The organism is Tundrisphaera macrotermitis, from assembly GCF_051175315.1.
In the GTDB taxonomy this organism is placed as follows: domain Bacteria; phylum Planctomycetota; class Planctomycetia; order Isosphaerales; family Isosphaeraceae; genus Tundrisphaera.
Genome location: NZ_CP195100.1, coordinates 6,251,481 through 6,269,482, shown reverse-complemented (window position 1 = coordinate 6,269,482; position 18,002 = coordinate 6,251,481). Strand labels below are relative to the sequence as shown.

Annotated in this window: 12 protein-coding genes; 1 reads left to right on the top strand and 11 read right to left on the bottom strand. The window is 70.9% G+C overall.

Translation table 11 applies throughout. From position 1 onward, the window contains the following. Positions 1 to 232 precede the first annotated feature (232 nt). Positions 233 to 3,664 (top strand): carboxypeptidase regulatory-like domain-containing protein, encoded by a 3,432-nt coding sequence (locus TA3x_RS25240; RefSeq protein WP_435017441.1) that lies wholly within the window; start codon positions 233 to 235, stop codon positions 3,662 to 3,664. 73 nt (positions 3,665 to 3,737) lie between these two features. Here TA3x_RS25240 and TA3x_RS25235 read toward each other — a convergent pair whose 3' ends face one another. The 11 genes from TA3x_RS25235 to TA3x_RS25185 form a co-directional block, all read right to left on the bottom strand. After that, the gene (locus TA3x_RS25235; RefSeq protein ID WP_435017440.1) at positions 3,738 to 4,865 is read right to left on the bottom strand and encodes a tagatose 1,6-diphosphate aldolase; all 1,128 of its coding nucleotides are present in this window, start codon (positions 4,863 to 4,865) and stop codon (positions 3,738 to 3,740) included. Positions 4,866 to 5,048: 183 nt separating this feature from the next. Then, positions 5,049 to 6,362, bottom strand: a complete 1,314-nt coding sequence (locus tag TA3x_RS25230; protein WP_435017439.1) for a sensor domain-containing diguanylate cyclase — start codon at positions 6,360 to 6,362, stop codon at positions 5,049 to 5,051. Positions 6,363 to 6,761: 399 nt separating this feature from the next. Continuing rightward, positions 6,762 to 7,088, bottom strand: a complete 327-nt coding sequence (locus TA3x_RS25225; RefSeq protein ID WP_435017438.1) for a hypothetical protein — start codon at positions 7,086 to 7,088, stop codon at positions 6,762 to 6,764. Positions 7,089 to 7,181: 93 nt separating this feature from the next. Continuing rightward, on the bottom strand, positions 7,182 to 7,517 hold the full coding sequence (locus TA3x_RS25220) for a hypothetical protein (protein WP_435017437.1): 336 nt from the start codon (positions 7,515 to 7,517) through the stop codon (positions 7,182 to 7,184). A gap of 29 nt (positions 7,518 to 7,546) precedes the next feature. After that, positions 7,547 to 8,395, bottom strand: a complete 849-nt coding sequence (locus TA3x_RS25215) for an IS5 family transposase (protein WP_435022289.1) — start codon at positions 8,393 to 8,395, stop codon at positions 7,547 to 7,549. 54 nt (positions 8,396 to 8,449) lie between these two features. Further along, a complete protein-coding gene (locus tag TA3x_RS25210) occupies positions 8,450 to 10,849 on the bottom strand; it encodes a hypothetical protein (RefSeq protein WP_435017436.1) in 2,400 nt (799 codons plus the stop codon). Positions 10,850 to 10,893: 44 nt separating this feature from the next. Continuing rightward, the gene (locus TA3x_RS25205; protein WP_435017435.1) at positions 10,894 to 11,853 is read right to left on the bottom strand and encodes an ABC transporter ATP-binding protein; all 960 of its coding nucleotides are present in this window, start codon (positions 11,851 to 11,853) and stop codon (positions 10,894 to 10,896) included. Next, a complete protein-coding gene (locus TA3x_RS25200; protein ID WP_435017434.1) occupies positions 11,850 to 12,263 on the bottom strand; it encodes a GntR family transcriptional regulator in 414 nt (137 codons plus the stop codon). The genes TA3x_RS25205 and TA3x_RS25200 overlap by 4 nt, the downstream gene beginning before the upstream one ends. 148 nt (positions 12,264 to 12,411) lie before the next feature. Further along, complete coding sequence (locus TA3x_RS25195) at positions 12,412 to 16,095, bottom strand: hypothetical protein (RefSeq protein ID WP_435017433.1); 3,684 nt, start codon at positions 16,093 to 16,095, stop codon at positions 12,412 to 12,414. Positions 16,096 to 16,251: 156 nt separating this feature from the next. Then, on the bottom strand, positions 16,252 to 16,794 hold the full coding sequence (locus TA3x_RS25190; protein WP_435017432.1) for a KdsC family phosphatase: 543 nt from the start codon (positions 16,792 to 16,794) through the stop codon (positions 16,252 to 16,254). Positions 16,795 to 16,799: 5 nt separating this feature from the next. Continuing rightward, positions 16,800 to 17,816 (bottom strand): KpsF/GutQ family sugar-phosphate isomerase, encoded by a 1,017-nt coding sequence (locus TA3x_RS25185; protein WP_435017431.1) that lies wholly within the window; start codon positions 17,814 to 17,816, stop codon positions 16,800 to 16,802. Positions 17,817 to 18,002 lie beyond the last annotated feature (186 nt).

Here is an 18,002-nt window from a genome sequence, read left to right as displayed (position 1 = left end):
AATAAAAACGAGTTGCGCATCGATTTGCTCCCGACGATCGAACCGGGTGCAGCGTAACAAAGGTTTCGGAGACAGTGCCCGCGTCCGCTCCCAGGCCGATGCGGCCCCGTCTCCCTTGCCCGTCGATCCTGACCCATGCACGGACATCCCGGGTTCGAGCGCCGACGTTCCCGGACCACCGGGGACGGGGGCGGTCGCGAAGCGAACCGGGTGGAACGCCGAGGATTCGTCCATGCTCCCCCCTGTCTTGCTCGTGCTCGCGGTGATGATGCAGGGGACGGGCCGCGAGGTGGCCCCCCTGTCCGGCCGGGTGCTCGGCGTTGACGGATCCCCGATCGCGGGGGCGGTGGTCATCGCGAGCGGCGAAACCGGCGACGACGACGCGCCTGGACCCACGGCACGCACGACGACCGACGATCGGGGCGATTTCCGACTGGATCGCCCCGAGGCGTCGGACCCGGCCGCCCCGGTCACGCTCTGGGCCATCCGCCCCGGATCGCGGGTCGCCCGGCAGAGGATACGCGGCGGGGGGGGCGAGGGGCCGGTTCGCCTGACCCTGAAAGCGGCGGGGGATGCCTCGGTGGTGGTGCTCGACCCGGACAGCCGGCCCGTGGCGGGGGCCCGGGTCGTCCCGCGCCAGGTCGTGGGGGAACCCCGGACGATCCCCGGGGAGGTGGCCGACCTGGCCGGCGCCACGACCGATGCCGAAGGGCAGGCCCGTCTCCCCGGCCTGTTCGCCGAGGATCTGGCCGGCGTGGAGATCAGGGCCAAGGGATTCGGGATCCAGAGGCGGCAGTTCCGCACCCCCGATGGCAAGCCCTCGGTGGATCCCAGGCGGGTGGTCCTCCGCGCGACCGGGACGGTCTCCGGACGGGTCACCGCCGAGGACCCCGAGGCGGCCGTCGGGCGGATCGTGCGGGTCACGACCATGGCCGGCGATCGCGGCGAATCGATCGTGGCCGAGGCCGAGGCGACGACCGACGCGTCCGGTAAGTTCGAGCTGGCGGAGGTCGCCTCCGGCCGGGTGAGCATCCGGGTCCGGCCCCGCGCCGGCTCCCCCGACATCCCGGCGCGGGTCCTCCGCAGGGACCTGGCGAAGGGGGGCGAGGTCGATGTCGAGGTCCGGCTCCGCCGGGGCGTCCGCGTGTTCGGCTTCGTGCGCGAGGAGGGCGGCGATCGGCCGGTCCCCGGCGCGGTCCTCTCGCTGCTCCCGTCGGGGCAGTTCGAGCCCGACCCCGCCCGGACCGACGCCCAGGGCCGCTATGAGGCGTACGTCCCGCCCGGGTCGATCAGCCACCGGATCACCAGCGTCCCGGCCCCTTACCTCAAGCCGCCCGGATTCGTGACGCCTCGCCCCGTCGAGGTCCCGGCCGGGATCTCCGGCTTCGAGCTGCCCCCGGTCTTCCTGACGCGCGGGGCCGAGGTTCGGGGCACCGTCGTCGATCCCGGCGGGCGGCCCGCCGCCGGGGTCCAGGTCGATGCCTCCTGGAATTTCTTCGACGGCCGGCTCCGATCCCCGATGCTGGCGACCGCGGTGAGCGGGCCGGATGGGTCGTTCTCGGTCGGCCCGGTCCACCCGACCGCCGAGTTGCGGCTGGTCGCCTCGTCGCCGGCAGGGACATCCCCGCCCCTCCCGATCCATGCCGCCGACCCGGATGCCCCCCGGCTCCAACTGGTCGCCTCCCCCGCGCGTGCGCTGACGGGCCGGGTCGTCGACCCCGACGGCCGGCCGGTGGCCGGGGCCTCGGTGCGGACCTGGTATCGGGACCATTCGTCGGACTCGGCGACCTGGATCGAGGCGAAGACCGATGACGAGGGCCGGTATCGGACGCGTCCGCTGCCCCTCGATGGCCGCGAATACCATGCGGTGGCCGGGGCCGAAGGGTTCCAGGCCGGGCGCACCCGGACGATCCGGCCGGGGCGTGCCGATGAGCCCGCCTTCCCCGACCTGGTCCTGGCCCGCTTGACGCGGAAGGTCGTGCTCGATGGCCGGGTCGTCGACCGGGCCGGGATGCCGATCCCCGGGGTCGAGGTCTGGACCTGGGGCGAGGCCGCCCGGGACGTCCGGGCCATCACGGACGGGTCCGGCGCATTCCGCCTGGCCGACGTCGCCGCCGGCCCCGGTTTCCTGTTCGCCTCCGCCTCGGGGTTCCGATTCGCGGGGCGGGCCATCGACGCCGGGCATGCCGCGGCCACCGTCCCCGATCTGGTGCTGACCCGGACGGCGGAGGCGGCCCCTTCGAACATGGTCGCCAGGCCGATCGACCCGAAGCACCGGGCCCTGGCCCGGACGACGATCGGCCTGCTCGTCGAGCCCGCGATGGCCCGCGGGGATGTGGCCGCCCGCGTCCGCATCCTGGAGGCATTCGCCGGGGTGGATCCGGAACGGGTCCTGGCATTGATCGAGGCCCGATCGATCCGGGACTCCTGGCTCGTCGACCATCTCCGCTGCGTCGCCGCCCGCGGGCTCCTGCCCCTCGATCCGGCGCGGGCCTCGGCCGCGTTCGCGGCGATCCGCGACCCCGAGTCGCGGATTTCCGTCGAGCTGGACGCGTGCCTCGCGGCCCGGAAAGACGATCGGGACGCCCGCCGCACCTGGCTGGAGCGGGCCCGGCAGGATGCCGACGCGATCCGCGACCCGGCGGGCCGGGCATCCGCCCTGATCCGGGTGGCCGGCCACTGGCTCGACCTGGGCGACGCCGACCGCGGGGCCGAGCTGCTCCGCGACGCCAGGGCGATCGTCGATACGCTCCCGGGCGTCGCCCGGGGCGCCCAGTCCCGGGGGGCCTACGCGGAGTGCGTGGCCCGGCTCGCGCCGGCCGAGGCGATGGCCATGATCGAGACCCTGGTCGATCCGATCGCCCTGGATCGCTGCCGGATCGGCGTCGCCCGCGCCCTGGCGGCCACCGACCCGGTGGCGGCCGGCCGCCTGATCGCGGCGATCCGCGACCCCCGTGCACTGGCCGCCGACCTCCCCGCCCTGTGCCACGCGATGGCCCCGGTCGACCCAGGACTGGCCCGGTCCCTGATCGGGCGGGTCCGGCCTGCCTCCGATCCGTGCCTGGCTCCGTTCTCGCTGGGGCTGATGGCGCAGGCCGTCGCCGTGGCGGACCGGGACGCGGCCGAGGCCTGGCTCCGGGAGGCGTTCGACCTGCTGGATGCCGCCCCGATCCCGGTCGGGGTCCAGGCCGTCGAGGCCGACGCGATGTCGCACGACCCGGCCGTGGTCGCCGCGGCGCTCCTGGCGGTCGTCGAGCGGGTGGACCCGTCCCTGGTCCCCGAGTTCTTCTGGCGGTCGATCGCGATTCGGGGCCCTCGGCCCCCGGGCGAGGCGGCTTCCGATGCCTCGCTGATCCCGCTCCTGGCCCGCTACGACGGCGAGGCCGCCGCGACCCTGTTCGAGCCCCTGGCCGCCCGTGTCCGCTCGGGCCTGGAGGGCGACCCGTGCTCGTGGGTTGCCGCCGCGGTCGCCATCGATCCCGACCGGGCGTTGGCCCTGATCGACTCGATCCCCGCTTCCCCCGACCAGGGGACGCGGCAGCCCCGGAGCGAAGCCTGCCTGGCCCTGGCCACCAGCCTGTGCGGGACGGCATCGGACGCCCGCGAGGGATCGATCGACGGCCTGCTCTCGTTCTGGTCGGGCGGCGCGACCGGCGATCGCTGACGCGAACGGGCCGGGATCCGCCCCGCGAGGGGGTGATCCCGGCCCGAAAACCTGGTCGTCGTTCCGGCGTGGGTCAGTAGACCTCGCCGGCCCGGACGACGTGGCCGCTGGTGCCGCCCGCCGCGGAGGCGTTCGGGGCGTACCGCTTGTGCCATCCCTCGCTGGCGCGGATGTTCTGGAGGTCTTCCTTGGTCAGCCCGTAGCGGGCGAACCAGGGGGTGCCGTGGGCGGTGACGACCTCGCCGACCTCGGCCACGCGGCGGACGCCCTCGGTGGCGGCGAACTTGGTGCGGGCCTCGGCGCCATCCTGCTGGAAGTATTCGGTCCAGAAGGCCCGGCCTCCGAGCACGCCGGAGCAGCCCGTCTCCATCGCCATCTTGACCTGCTTGAGGTAATCCGGGTAGGCGACGCCGGCCGACAGCAGCACCCAGGGGCGCTCGCTGGCCTCGGACAGGGCGTGGCAGTTGTCGACGAGCTGGGCGTCGGACTCGACGCCGAGGATGCCGGGGAACTCGGCCTTGTAGATGTCGCAGAACCGGCTGATCTGGCGGGCGCTCTCGATCACCGTCGCCGCCTTGCGGGCGAGGTAGGCGGGGTCCGTCTTCTTCTCGCCGTTGTAGGGGAAGGCGACCGGTTCCAGCAGGAACAGGATGTCGTACTTCTTGCACTCTTCGTAGACGTGCTGGATCAGGTCGAACTGGTGCTCGGCGGAGACCGGCTCGCCGGGCTCGAACGGGGCGAGCAGCTTGACGGCGTCGGCGCCCATCAGCTTGATCTTCTCGACCGACCAGCCCGGCTCGATCTCGCCCATCGGGCCGCCGGCCTTGTTCTTGCCGCTGCCGGACTTCTCGACCCGGATCAGCATCCCCTTGTCGGCGGGCAGCGCCTCGGTGGCGATCGCCGGCCAGGCGCCGTAGTAGGCGTCGATCAGGACGCCGGAGGCGGCCGGGGCCATCTGCCGCATCATGTCGAGCTTGGCCTCGACGACCTCCTCGTAGGTCGGCTCGCGGTCCTGGCCCTTGCCCTTGAGCGCCTTCTGGGCCATCTCGATCATCGAGCTGTTCTGGTCCAGCGCCAGCATCGTCAGCGTGCCGTTGGGATTGGAGATCCGCTGCAGGCCGCGGAGCTTGCCCGGGGTCAGGCCCTTGCCCAGCAGGACGGTGGCGCCGAGGTGGCGCGGGGCGGATGTGGCGACAGCCATCTTGGAACGATCTCCGGGGCCTCGGGGGCAAGATGCGAAATGAGCGCAATGGTCGGGAGGCGACGTGGCGCCGCGATCCCGGCACGACCGATCGGACGAAGTCCGTCACGATTCTAGCGACCCGCCCCGCACCCCGCAATGCGCCGGCCTTCTGCGTCGAATCCGCATTCCTGGATGCGGCCGTCAGGAGGCCCCGTTCCCCATCAGCATCGCGAGCCGCGGCAGCTCGTCGTGGTGGGTGATCCGGTTCCGGCCGGCCGCCTTGGAGCGGTACAGGGCCCGGTCGGCCTGGTCGATCAGGGCCTGGGAGTTCCCCCGGCCGTAGGAGAACGTCGCCACCCCGATGCTGGCGGTCAGCGCCTGGTCGGGCCAGCGCCAGGCCTCGATCGCCGCGCGGAGCCGCTCGGCGACCTGGCAGGCGGCCACCTTGTCGGCCTCCGGCAGCATGGCGATGAATTCCTCGCCGCCGTAGCGTGCCACCTCGTCGCAGGAGCGGACGTGGTCGCGGAGGATGCCGGCCACCTTCTGGAGGGCGCGGTCGCCGGCCGGGTGGCCGAAGGCGTCGTTGTAGGATTTGAACCCGTCCAGGTCGAGCATCAGCACCGAGAGCGGCGTGCCGTCGCGGAACGCGGCCTCGACCGCCGCCTCGATCACCTCGTCGAAGTGACGCCGATTCATCAGCGAGGTCAGGCCATCCGTCGTGGCCAGCTCGACGAGGCGGGCGTTGGCCTCGGCCAGCTCCGCCCCCCTGCGGCCCAGCTCGACGTTGGCGGCGAAGGCCCGCTCCAACTGGTCGGCGAGCCGACGCTCCAGCTTCTTGCGCTCGGTGATATCCGACGAGATCCCGCAGATCCCGCAGGCATTCCCCTTGATGTCGAACAGGGGCACCTTGATCGACAGGTAGGTGTGCGGCCCGTCCGGATGAGGGGCGATCTCCTCCATCTCGATGGTGTTCCCCGCCTCCATGACCATCCGATCATTGCGGGCGAACGCGGTGGCGAGGTCCGCCGGGAAGATCTCGAAGTCGTCCCGGCCTTCGATCCCCTTGTTCTCCGGGTCGAACAGCAGGGACCACTGGCGGTTCACCCGGATGTATCGTCCCCGGTGGTCCTTCATGTAGGCGACCACCCGGCTCTGCTCCAGGATGGCCCAGAAGTCGGCATCGTCGCCGCTGCACGACATCATGGCCATCCCCGAGGGGCGGGGGGCGGAGGGCGACGGGCCGCTGGCGGGCCGCCGATCGCCGGAAGGCGAGGCGAAAGGCGTCCCCACCCGCATCGCCCCCCAGTCGTCGCCGGGCGTGAGCAGGCGGAGGGTCGCCCAGGCGAGCAGCCCGACCACGCCATAGCCGAGCAGGGCGGCCGCCCGGCCCATGGGCTCGGCCCACTGCGGCGAGGGGGCGTATCTGCGCGCGAGATTTTGCGCATCCCGGCCGGCGATCGCGGCGGTGCAGAACATCGCCAGCAGGATCGAGGCCCGGCAGGCGAGCAGCGACACGGGCCGAAACGTTCCCCGGGCGTGCGCGGCCCGACCGCATCGGTGGCGATCGCCACGCCAGTCGCCCTCCGGCCCTGACCTTACCGTCTGACGCATCGTCGCCCTTTCGTCGAGCCGACTGCACCGGCCGGGCTCATCCTCCGACCTGATCGCCAACATGCGTTGTTGACGGAGGTTGCGGCGTGGCCCCTCCGTCCCGGTCTGGTTCCCCTCCGCTCGTGAATCGAAGGACGCGCCAACCACCGCTCGGTGTAATAATAGGTCATGGATCCTGGGGTCGGGCCGGCATTCTCGGTTCGATCCGCCCTCCTGTACGATTCTACGAGGGAGGATCAAGGAGGAAGGCCGGCCGGGAAGGATCAGCTCGATCCGACGCCCCCCGGCCGGCCGGGTCCCGGCTCAGCGCGGGGGCTCGGGCTCGGCCGGTTTGGCGGGCTCGACCTTGCCCGGGATGGCGTGGGCCCCCGTGCCCAGGCCGCCGGTGTCGGGCTTGTCGGCGGTCTCCTGGCGGAGCGTGCCGGGGGTCGAGGGATCCCCCTTGTCGTCGCGGGCCGCCTGGGTGTCGGTGTCGATCCCGCGGCCGTCGTTGGGCTTGGCGCCCCCCGTGCCCGCTTCCAGGCCGCTCCCTTGCTTGTCGTCGCTGGTCCCCAGGCAGCCCCCCATCAGCGTCGGGGTGCCCGCCGTGGCCAGGAGCAAGGCCAACGTCCGGAGTCGGGTTCGCATCATCGTCGTCATGGTCCGTAATCCCCTGGGGAGATGGTCGCGGATGTCGGCCTCCTCCGTGATGCGAGGCAAATCCGACGCCGAGCGGGCCCCGGATCAGGGGACGGGGAAGACCAGGTCGTCCGGCGGCATCGGCGGGCTCGATCGCCAGACCTGATCGACCTCCCCATCGTAGGAGTGATTGGGCCCGACGCTGATCAGCAATCGCCGGCCGGCCTCGACCACGCCCGTCTGCTCATTGGCGATCCCTCCATGCAGGCGCGGCGGCAACACCTTCCGGCCGGCGGTCTTGACGTACAGGAATGGTTGGTTGGTTGTGGAGTACGGGTCGGCGGGCAGGCGATCGAGCAGGCTCGGGACCAGGACATCGAGCGATTCCGCCTCGGCCCCGCCGTGCTCCAGCTTCCAGGCCCGGAGCGCGATCAACTGCATCAGGGCGAGCCGTTGAGCCTGCGCCCGTTCTAGGGCGTGTCTGGCAATAGTGCCTTCAGCAACCGTTCAAGCATCGCCAGCTTGACCATCGCCTCGAAGTTCTCCGCCAGCTTCTCGAACCGCGTCGCAACCCGCCGCCGATCCTTCAGCCACCCGATGCAACGCTCCACCACGTTGCGACGGCGATACGACGCCTTGTCGAACCCCCGGACCCGCCTCTCATTGGACTTGGTCGGGATCACCGAGGCGATCCCCCGGCGACGGTTGGATCGGCGGATCTTCCGCGAGCTATAGCCCTTGTCGCCGGCCAACTTCCTGGGCCGGCTCCGGGGTCGGCCCCTCCGGCCGGGCACGCGTACCCGGCCCATTACCGCCTCGAACTGGGTCGCCTCGTGCCGCTGGCCGGCGGTCACCGTCACCGCCATCGGGAGGCCCTTGCCGTCGCAGATCAGGTGGATCTTCGAACCGAAGCCGCCGCGAGAGCGGCCCAACGCGTGGTCGGCCGGCTCGGCGGCCGTCCCGTGGGTCGGCGAGGCACCGGCGGCGTCGCGGCTCGCCCGGATCGAGGAGCCGTCGATGCAGAACAGGTCCCAGTCGATCTTGCCGGCGGCGTCGAGCCGCACATGCAGGGCCTCGAGCAGCCGGGCCCAGGTCCCGTCCTTGGCCCAGCGGTTGAACCGCTCGTAGACGGTCTGCCATGGGCCGTAGGTTGGCCTGGGCAGGTCACGCCAGGGGGAGCCGGTGTGGAGGATCCAGAGGATGCCGTCGATCACCCGGCGGTGCCCCTTCCAGGGGTGGCCGGGCCGGGCGTTGGTGGGCAGGAGCGGCTCGATGGCGGCGTAATGCTCGTCGGAGAGGGCGTGTCGGAGTTGAGCCAAGGTCGTGAGGGTGCTGGTGGGGTGATCCGTCCACTCCAATCGTATGGGCCGAGGCTATTGCCAGACACGCCCTAGCCCGTCGGGAAGAATGCCCAGGAACGCGACGAGACCGCCCGTCGCCCCGTGGATCCCAAGAATCCGGCCTTCGGGCCTCCCGACGTACCGGAGGAACTCCATCCAGATGATCTGGGGATCGGTGCCCCGGATCAGGCCGGCGAACGCGGTGCGGACGATCCGCCGGGCTCGTCCGCGTTCCCAGAAGGAATAAACGAGCCAGGGGTCGAGGATGCTGTCCGGGCCCATCCGGCTTTGCTCTTCGGTGTTCTTTCTCTCGAAGACGTCGCTCGGCAAGTCGAAGGTCCGATCCAGGATCGGCGCCTCCGCCTGGATCACCTGGACCAGGGTGGGCAGGGGGGCGAGGGCCTTGAGGTCGGCCAGGGCTGCGCGGAGGAGTTCGGGGTTCTGACCCGGTCGGGCCACCCAGTCGAGCCCGAGCAGCGTGGCGGATTGCTCGATGCTCAAGGCGTAGCTCGTCGCGCGGGCCGTCGGAACCGCCCCGGTAAGCTGCCGGGCGATCCGATACTGGGCCAGGATGTCCTTCCAGGCGTCGGCGGGATCGGAATGATCCGAGAGGGACTTCGCCCGCGAGCCCAGGACGTGGCCGACATGCATGATCCATTCGAGGGGGTTGTCGGGGGTGAACGCCGTCCCCGTCGCCGATGCCTGTTGGGGCCGGTATGCGGGCAATTCGGCGGCTCGGCGAATACGCTCGATGAGTCCGGGGGCTTCCCGGGCAAAATTCATCGATCTGCCCCGAACATTCATGATCCGACGCCGAGAGTCCCCCTTCTCGGACATCACGCCGGGCCGACCCGGGATCGGCGCGCTCTCCGATGAGAATTGCTCATTAATATCCGACGACAATTGATAATAAACACCTATGGCTTCCTGGCCGGGATTGTCGAGTTCGGCCATGGCCGGGGTGGCGACGGGGCCGGGATCGGGCACGCCCCAGGCGCGATGGGCGACGTAGACGAGCGGAAGGATCATGGTCGGCGCCGCGACGTAGCCGAGTAGCCTCAGCCATCGCCCCGACCCCGGCCGTTCGTGCAACCAATCGGCGGCCCAGGCTCGGGAGATGGCCAGCAGGGCCAGCGGGGTGAGCAGCAGGCCCCACGGCGGAATCATGCGGTCGATCGCCAGGACGCATTGCGGGGGGATGATGAACACGCAGGCCACCATCGCGAGCAGCCAGGCCGTGATCCGGCGGCGGAACAGCATCCCGGCCAGCATGCCCACCGCCAGGGCGTTCAGGACCACGGCGATGGACGTCGCCAGCAGGATCGTCGACTCGTCCCGGGGCTCGACCCACATCATCAGCAACGAGAGCACCAGGACGTAACCATCGTGGATGGAGCCCAAAACCAGGGCGGCCAGGACAAAGACGGCGACGGGAAGGAGGGTGATGGCCCCCAGGCCGATGAGCCACGTCCGGGCCGTCCGTCGCCAAATCCGCCCCGGCGGGACGCCCAGGTGGAGCAGGAACCGCTGCGACCCCGCCGCCGTCTCCCCGCCGAAGACGCCCACGCCGGCCACCAACGCCAGGCCCACCCCGATCAGCAGGGGTGGGTTGGCCAATGCCCCGGGCCTCGCCCGCATCCCGTCGAGGACGATCAGCCAAACCCAGGCGTAGCAGGACCAGGCCACCCAGGCGATCGCCATCGCCCGGCCTTCTCGGGCCGCCTTCCAGCGCAGGGCCCGCGAGGGGTTGGCCGGGCGGATGCGGATCGGCCGGGACGCCCGGCCGGTCGCGTCGATCTCGTCGAGGAAGGCGGGCGACCACTCGGCGCGGGGCCCCCGGGTGACGATGGATCGGGAGGCCAACAACGCCACGGTCGCCGCGATCAACCGCGCCGGGATCGACTCATCGGGGGAAAAGTTGATCTCGCCCCGCCCGGTCGCCAGGCTCGAAACGGCCCCGACGCTCGCCAGGGCCATCATCCCCGCGATCATCGGGTTCCGGAGCAGGGCCGACCAGAGCAGGCCCCACGCCACCCCTTCGATGAACAGGCTGGAGAAGTCGCCGTAGATTCCGGCGAGGCGGACCACATTCTGGGACCCGCCCTGGCCCAGCAAGCCCACCGGCAGCATCGCCAGGCCGAGGGCGAACGTCGACGCCAGCGCGAAGCTCGCCTTGCCCAGCCAGAGGGGACGCCTGGTGACGTGCAACGAGTCCAGCAGCACCAGCGTGCCGTTCTCCCGTTCCCCGGCGAAGGCCGCCGCCGAGACCACGAAGGCATAAAGGGCAGGCCAGAACAGGGGGACCGCGACCAGGATTGGTGCCTGGGCCCCCGTGCTGATCAGGAACAACTGAAGCGCCAGGCCGGCCCCGAACAGGATCGGCCAGGCCGGCCAGATGACCCGCATTTCCTTCCACCACAATCGGGCGATCATGAAAGGCTCTCCCCGGGGTGCGAGCGAATTCGGACGGGCCGGCCTCAGGCGGTGGCGGGGGCGAACACGGGGGCGACCACGGTCGGCGCCCGGTGCCGCATGTAGGCGATGTAGATCTCTTCCAGGCTCGGCGTCTCGACCTCCAGGCCGGTCACGCCGGGCAGGTCCAGCAAAGTCGTCAGCACCCCGCGGTCGGCGGCGTGCATCAGCCACCGCGACTGCCGGGGGGCGTCGTCGGCGTCCACCAACTGCCACGCCGGGCCGAGCGGCAGGCCGCCCGGGCGGAACGGGCCGTCGAGCGTGAACGAGACCCGGAACGTCCGCGCCTTGAGGTCGTCGAGCGGCTCGGCCAGGATCAGCTTCCCCTGATGAATCAGCGCGACATGGCTGGCGACCCGCTCGACCTCGGCGACCTGATGGCTCGACAGCAGCACCGTGCGGCCGGCCCCGGCCAGGTCCACCATGCTTTCCAGGAACTCGCGGCGCACCAGCAGGTCCAGCCCCGAGGTCGGCTCGTCGAGGATCAACAATGCAGGGTCGAACGCCAGCGCCAGCGAGAGCCCGACCTTGGCCCGCATCCCCTTGCTCAGGGCCTTGATCTTGCGGCCGGTCGGCAGGTCGAAGCCCCGTGCCAGCTCGGCGTATCGGGCCTGCGACCCCTCCGCACCCCCCGGAGCGCCGGGGCGGAACCCCGAGGCGAACCAGCCGATCTCGGCCACGGTCATCCAGTCGTACAGGGTCGGCATCTCGGGGACGTAGCCGACCAGGCGGCGGACCTCCTCCCCCTTCCGGGACGGGTCGAGCCCGAGCACCTCGACCTTGCCCGCATCCGGCCGGATCAGCCCGAGCAAGGTCTTGATGGTCGTCGACTTGCCGGCCCCGTTCTCCCCCAGGAGGCCGAACACCGAGCCGACGGGGACCTCGAAGCCGAGCCCGTCCACGGCGGCGCGGCCCCGATACCTCACGGTCAGCCCATCGATGCGAATCGCTGAGTCCTGGCTCATCGCCCACCCCCCGTCCCGTTGGTGTCGCCGCCCGCAATGACCCGTTCCCACTCCTCGCGGAGCATCGCCTCGATCTCGCCGCGCGGCAGGTTGCTCCGCCTCGCCTCGTCGAGGGCTTCATACAATCGCCGGCGGACCGTCGCCCGCCGCTCGTCCTGGCACAGGGCCGTGGCCGCCGCCGCGACCTGCAAGCCCGTGCCGCGCACCGGCTCCAGGATCGACTGCGCCTGGAGGTCGCGGTACGCCCTGGCCACGGTGTTCGGATTGACCACCAACTGCCGAGACAGCTCCCGCACCGAAGGGACCATCTCCCCCGGCCGGAGCAGGCCCGCAGCTACCGCGAACCTCACCTGGTCGGCGATCTGCGCGTAGATCGCCCGACCATCCCCCTCGTTGAGCTGGAAGAGCATGGCTCCCTCCCGCCTACTGTATCGGTTTGCTAATACAGTATTGGGGTAGGTTTCGGCGGAGTCAAGCCGGAAATGCCGCGAGCGTCGCCGATCTCCCGCGTGGGGGATCGGCGACGCTCGATGGACGGGACGGCGAGAGAGGGGGCGGTCAGCGGCCGGTCGATCCGGCCCGTTCGATGTGGGTGCGGCCCGCCTTGAAATACTTGACCCGCTGCTGCTCGACGGGCTTGGGCTTCAGGCCCGAGCCGCCGAGATCCGGCGGGGCCGGCTTGGGCCGGATGCCCGACTTGAGGTCGGCGAAGACGATGGTCTGGGGATCGACGATCGAGGCCTCGCGGGTGGTCCGGTGGTAGCGGCCCGACTTGCCGCGGAGGATGCTGCCCGGCTGCCCGGCCTTGGCCTGGTCGATCAGGACCACTTCGCGGCCTTCCTCGCCGTAGACGTAGGCGACCTCGTTGGAGGAGTCGTAGGTGATCCGGTCCCCCTGGATGGTCCGGTCGTAGGTCCGGGCCTGGGCGTTCCCCTTCGCGAACAGGGTCTGCTGGGCGGCCTTGCCGTCGCCGATCGGGGCGCTCACGACCCGGAGGTATTCCGAGGTGAGGAACAGGGTGTCGGAGGGCGGCTTATCGAAGTCGAGGTCGCCATTCTTGTGGGGCACCATGGCGTTGATGGCCTGGACGTTGCCGTAGAACTCGGCCACCCGGGCTTCCGCGTCGGGCTTGTCCTTGGCCACGCCGAACCGGCCCTGCATCCCTTCGGTGAAGGCGATCTTGATCAGCTCCAGGGGCGTCAGGTTCGCCGGGCGACCGCCGGTCCCGGAGACCGAGATCGTGCCGGGCGCGGCCGGGTCCTTGCCCTTGCCGCCCTTCCGCTTGTAGAGGTAGACCATCCCCTCGCCCGGGGCGGTGAAGTCCCCGGTCCGCTTGTCGTAGACGACCTGCTCGCTCCAGATCCGCTGCTTTTCCTTGAGATCCTTGGAGTTGGGATAGTACTTCTCGCTGATGACATCGACGCCGGGCTTCGGCTTGTCGTCGACCATGCGGTCGTTGCCCCGGCAGTCCATCAGGGCGATCTGGGCGGCGGGCTCGGGCTCGGCCCCCGGCTCCGGCTTGTCCTTCTTGCGGGCGTCCTTGTTGAGGGCGATCGGCTTGTCGGTGTAGACGTCCATCGCCTCGCAGGTGATGAGCGCGTTCTCCATGCGGGCCTCGACGCCGTACCGGAACGTGGACTTGCCGTCGGGGGTGCGGACCTCGACCGAGTCGCCGCGGAACTCCGCCTTGGCGGTGGGCCGGCCCTTGGGGTCGACCGTCTTGCCGTGGAACCGCATCTGGTCCGCCCAGGTGATGATCAGCCGGGCCTGGGTGGACCCGACCGGGACGACGGCGGCGACCGGGAGGACCTTGGGGCGTCCCAGGCCCTTGTCGTCGAGCAGGCCGCGCTCGGTCCACTCGGTGAGCTTGCCCGGGCCGTTGACCTCGGCGTAGTCGGCCTTCTGGTCGAGGCCGATGTCGTGGCCCTCGATGGACATCTCCTGGGTCTCGACGCGGGCGAGCGACATGAGGGCCGGGGCGCGGCCGCCGGCCACGAGGCGGGTCTTGGGCGCGGCCGCGGCGGGGTCGGCGTCCAGGACGCGGAACTTCATGAGGCCGTCGCCCTGGCTCATCAGGTCCAGGGCCTCGCCGCTGGCGTCGGTGCCGCGGACCTTGCCGGGCGCCGGGTCCTGGTGGACCATGACATTGCCCCGGAGCCTGGCCTCGCGGAACTCATCCTTGCCGCCATTCTGGGGGTGGAGGATCTTGGCCCAGACCCGGTTGGCCCGGACGTCCACGGCCGGCTCGACCGCCGTCGGCGGGGTCGGCTTGGCCGGGGCATCGGGATCGGGTTCGTCCTGGATCGGCTTCGCCACCTTGGCCGAGGCCAGCGCCGGGTTGCGCGGGACAGGGATGGCCGGGCCGGGGACGGCGGCCGGCGCGGGGGCGGCGTTGGCGGCCAGCAGCTGGGCCGCCGGGTCGGCCGGCGTCGCGTCCTCGAACTTCACGTCGAGCTGATGGCGGGCGACCAGGGTCTTGTTCGGGGCCGTGAGGTTCACGTCGTCGAAGGCCTGCATCGACTCGATCTGCGTGGGGCCATCGGGCCCGTCCGGCCGGGTCTTCGGCGTCGAGTTGAACCGGGCGATGATCTTGGTCTTGGCGTCGAGCGTGGTCTGGCGGTTGTGGTCGACCAGCTTCGACGGGCCGGTCAGGGTCAGCTCGCGGCGGACCGGCCCCTTGGCGGGGGCGGTGCCCGGCGAGGCGAGGAGCGTCCCGGGCGCGGCGGGCCCGGCCTCGGTGCGGAGGACGAGCTGATCCTCCCACCAGGCGGTTTGCTCGACCGAGGCCTGCAGGGATGGTCGTTCCTCGGCCTTGCCCGGGCCGCGGGCGACGATCGTCGAGGCGCCCCCCTGGCCATCATCGAAGATGGTCGCGTCCAGGGACCAGAGCCGGAGCACCTTCTTGATCGATCCGGCGTCCGGGCCGGTTGTTGCCAGTTCGAGCTTCTCGACCTGGAGCCGCTTGGCCGGGCCGCCGTTGAGGTAGGTCTCGTCGGGCGTCCCGTCGGTGAACTTCTTGTATTTCAGCTCGATACACTTGGCCTTGAGGTGCTGGGACTCGGACTGGATCCACACGGCATGGCCCTGGGCCAGGGCCTCCCGAAGCTTCAATTCGGTGAGCGGGCCGCTGGGAGCCGGTGCCGGGTCCGCGGCGTCGGCCGGTGCCGATTCCGGCGTCCCCGCGAGCGGATCGGCCTGCACCAACGCCGTCGGGACGATCCCGTCCCCGGCCGCCTTGGGGGCGATCTTCGCGGGCTTGGGGGTCGGGACCAGGGTGAGCAGCAGGGAATCGCAGTTGAGTTGGTCGGGCGTGTGCGTGCCCCGGACGACCCGGACGTTGACCTGGAACTTGGCCAGGGTCGGCTCCACCGGGTTGGGCGGGCCGATCGCCACGGGCGGCCGGTTCGGCGGCAGGAGGATCTCCATCTCGCCGTCGCACCAGAGCTTGAGCGGCACCTGCCCGGCGTCGTTCTGCTTTGATTTGCCGGGCAGGACGTTGGTGGCCCCGACGTCCTTGGAGGCGAGGTGGACCTTCTTGCGGAGGTAGGCCGACTCGGCCTCGAACCCGGACATCCCGCCCCCGCCGATCCCCGGCGGCTTGCGGCGGAGCTGGATCAGCAGCCCCTTGCCGGTCGCCGTGAGGTCGCGGTCGCGGAGGAGCACGTCGGAGTCGGAGGTGATCTGGGCCGCCTTCTCGTCGTATTCGATGTAGGTCAGGGGGCCGACGATCAGGTCGTCCTTGCCGTCGGCCGTCCCCTTGTCGTCGCGGATCAGGACGTTGCCGGACATCTCGCCGTGGACGATCTTCATCGGGGCGCTGGACGCCTTCATCGACAGGAACGGCTGGCTGAGGTCGACGATCGCCAGGTCGGCGGTGATGACCTTGTGGCTCTTGCCGTCCTGGGAGGCGGAAATCACGGCGAACGGCCGCAGCTCCAGCTGCTTCTTCCCCTTCAGCAACTTGTAGCTCTGGCTGTACATGTAGAAGCCATGCTCGGAATCATAGTAGTTGATCGGGAGGGCGGGCTGGGCCGCCCAGTGCCCCTCCGGCAGCAGTTCCTTGGCCAGCTCGGTCGCCCGGATCGAGGAGGACGAGGCGATGTGGTGGATCGGCCCCGGGGTGCTGTATTCGGGGGACATCGCCAGGCGCGTCGAGATCTCCTCGAAGCCCCTCGTGTAGCCGAGGTGCGCCCCGATCAGGACGGCGAAGGTCACGGCGATCTGGAGGGCTTTCTTGAACACGATGGCATCCGATATCTGGGATTTTGGCCGATCGCCATCCACCCGATGAAGATCTTTCGCCCCGACGATCTCGCCGGCACGCGGACGTTTCTACAAAAGGCCATTCAGGAAGGCGTGATCTTCGCTTTCATCCGGCCCCCCCCAACTACGAGGGAATCACGCCGGGGTGCGAAAGGCCGCGACCAGCCCGCTGCGGATTCCCTGGGCATCCAGGATCTTCTCGATGACCTCGCGGACGGCGCCCCGGCCCCCCTGGCGATTGGTGATCATGTGGGCCGACCGGCGCACTTCCGGGGCGGCGTCGTTGGGGCAGGCGGCCAGACCCGCCACGCCCATGACGGGCAGGTCGGCCAGGTCGTCGCCGACGTAGCAGGCCTGGGTCGACCGGAGTCCTAACTCGGCCAGCAGGGCCAGGAACGGTTTCCCCTTGTCCGAGGCCCCCTGGATGACCGGCGAGATCCCCAGCTCCGCGGCGCGGATGTCGACGCACCGGGCGGAGCGGCCCGAGAGGATCGCCACCCGCTTGCCGGCCTTCCGCCACAGGGCGATCGCCGAGCCGTCCCGGACGTGGAAGTGCTTGGTCTCGACCCCGTTGTCATCGATCGCGATGACGCCATCGGTGAGGACGCCGTCCACGTCAAGGACCAGGAGTTCGATCGCTTGGCATCGCATGGTCAGGTCGTCGGATGCATGGGTCATGCCGATCAATCCTCCATTCCGGCCGGGACCAGGCCGATCAGATCGGTCAGGTCGATCAGGCCGACCGGGCGGGCATCGGCGTCCACCACCGGCAGCTCGCTGATCTTGCGGGATTTCATCAGCTCGACTGCCGACTCGACCGACGAGCCCGAGGCGATCTGGAGCGGGTCGGCGGTCATCACCTCGCCGATCGGCCGGTCGAGCCGGCCTTCCTGGCGTTGTTCGAAGAGCCGGGCCAGGTCCGAGTCGGTGAAGATCCCGGCCAGGCGGCCGTCGTCGTCCACGATCAGCACGGCCCCCGACCTTCGCCTCGGCCCGGCCAGCCCGACGAAGACGTCGCGGACGCTCGCGGAGGCGGGGGCCAATCGGAGCCGGCGGCCGGCCCGCATCAGGTCGTCCACCCGGGCCAGGCGGCGACCCAGGTTGCCGCCGGGGTGGTAGACGGCGAAGTCCTCGGCCCGGAAGTCCCGCATCCGGCTGACCAGCAGGGCCAGGGCATCCCCCACGGCCATCATGGCGGTGGTGCTGGCCGACGGGGCCAGCCCGAGCGGGCAGGCCTCCTCGATCGGGCCGAGCGCGATGCACAGGTCGGAGGCCCGGCCCAGGGCGCTGGTGGCCTTGCCGGTGATCGCCACCAGCGACGCCCCCAGCGACCGGATGGCGGGCAAGATCCGGACCACTTCCTCGGTCTCGCCGCTCTGGCTCAGGGCGATCACCACGTCGTCGGCCCGGACGCGGCCGAGGTCGCCGTGGATCGCCTCGGCCGGGTGGAGCGGGTAGGCCCGCGTGCCGGTCGACGCCAGGGTGGCCGCCAGCTTCATCCCCACGATGCCCGCCTTGCCCATGCCGGTGACGACCACGCCCCCCTGGCAGCGGTAGACGAGGTCGGCGGCCCGCGCGATACTCGGGTCGAGCCGGGAGCGGACCAGGTCGAGGGCGTCGGCCTCGATCCGGAGCACGTCGCGGGCAAACCGGAGCCCCTCGGCCTCCCGGGCCAGGGGCGGGTCGGTGATCATGGCCATCGCGTGCCTCCTTGCACACCGACGGGTCCCGGTTCGGTCGGCGATCCTCCCCGGCCGGGAGGTTCGGTGCCGGACCTTAGCCCAAAGGGCCCGCCGCGTCAACGCGGGGTCTTCCCGCTTCATCGGTCGCGGGAGGTCGTCCACTTGCGGAGAACTTTCCGCCCTGCGCGATCATCCGGCGCCGGT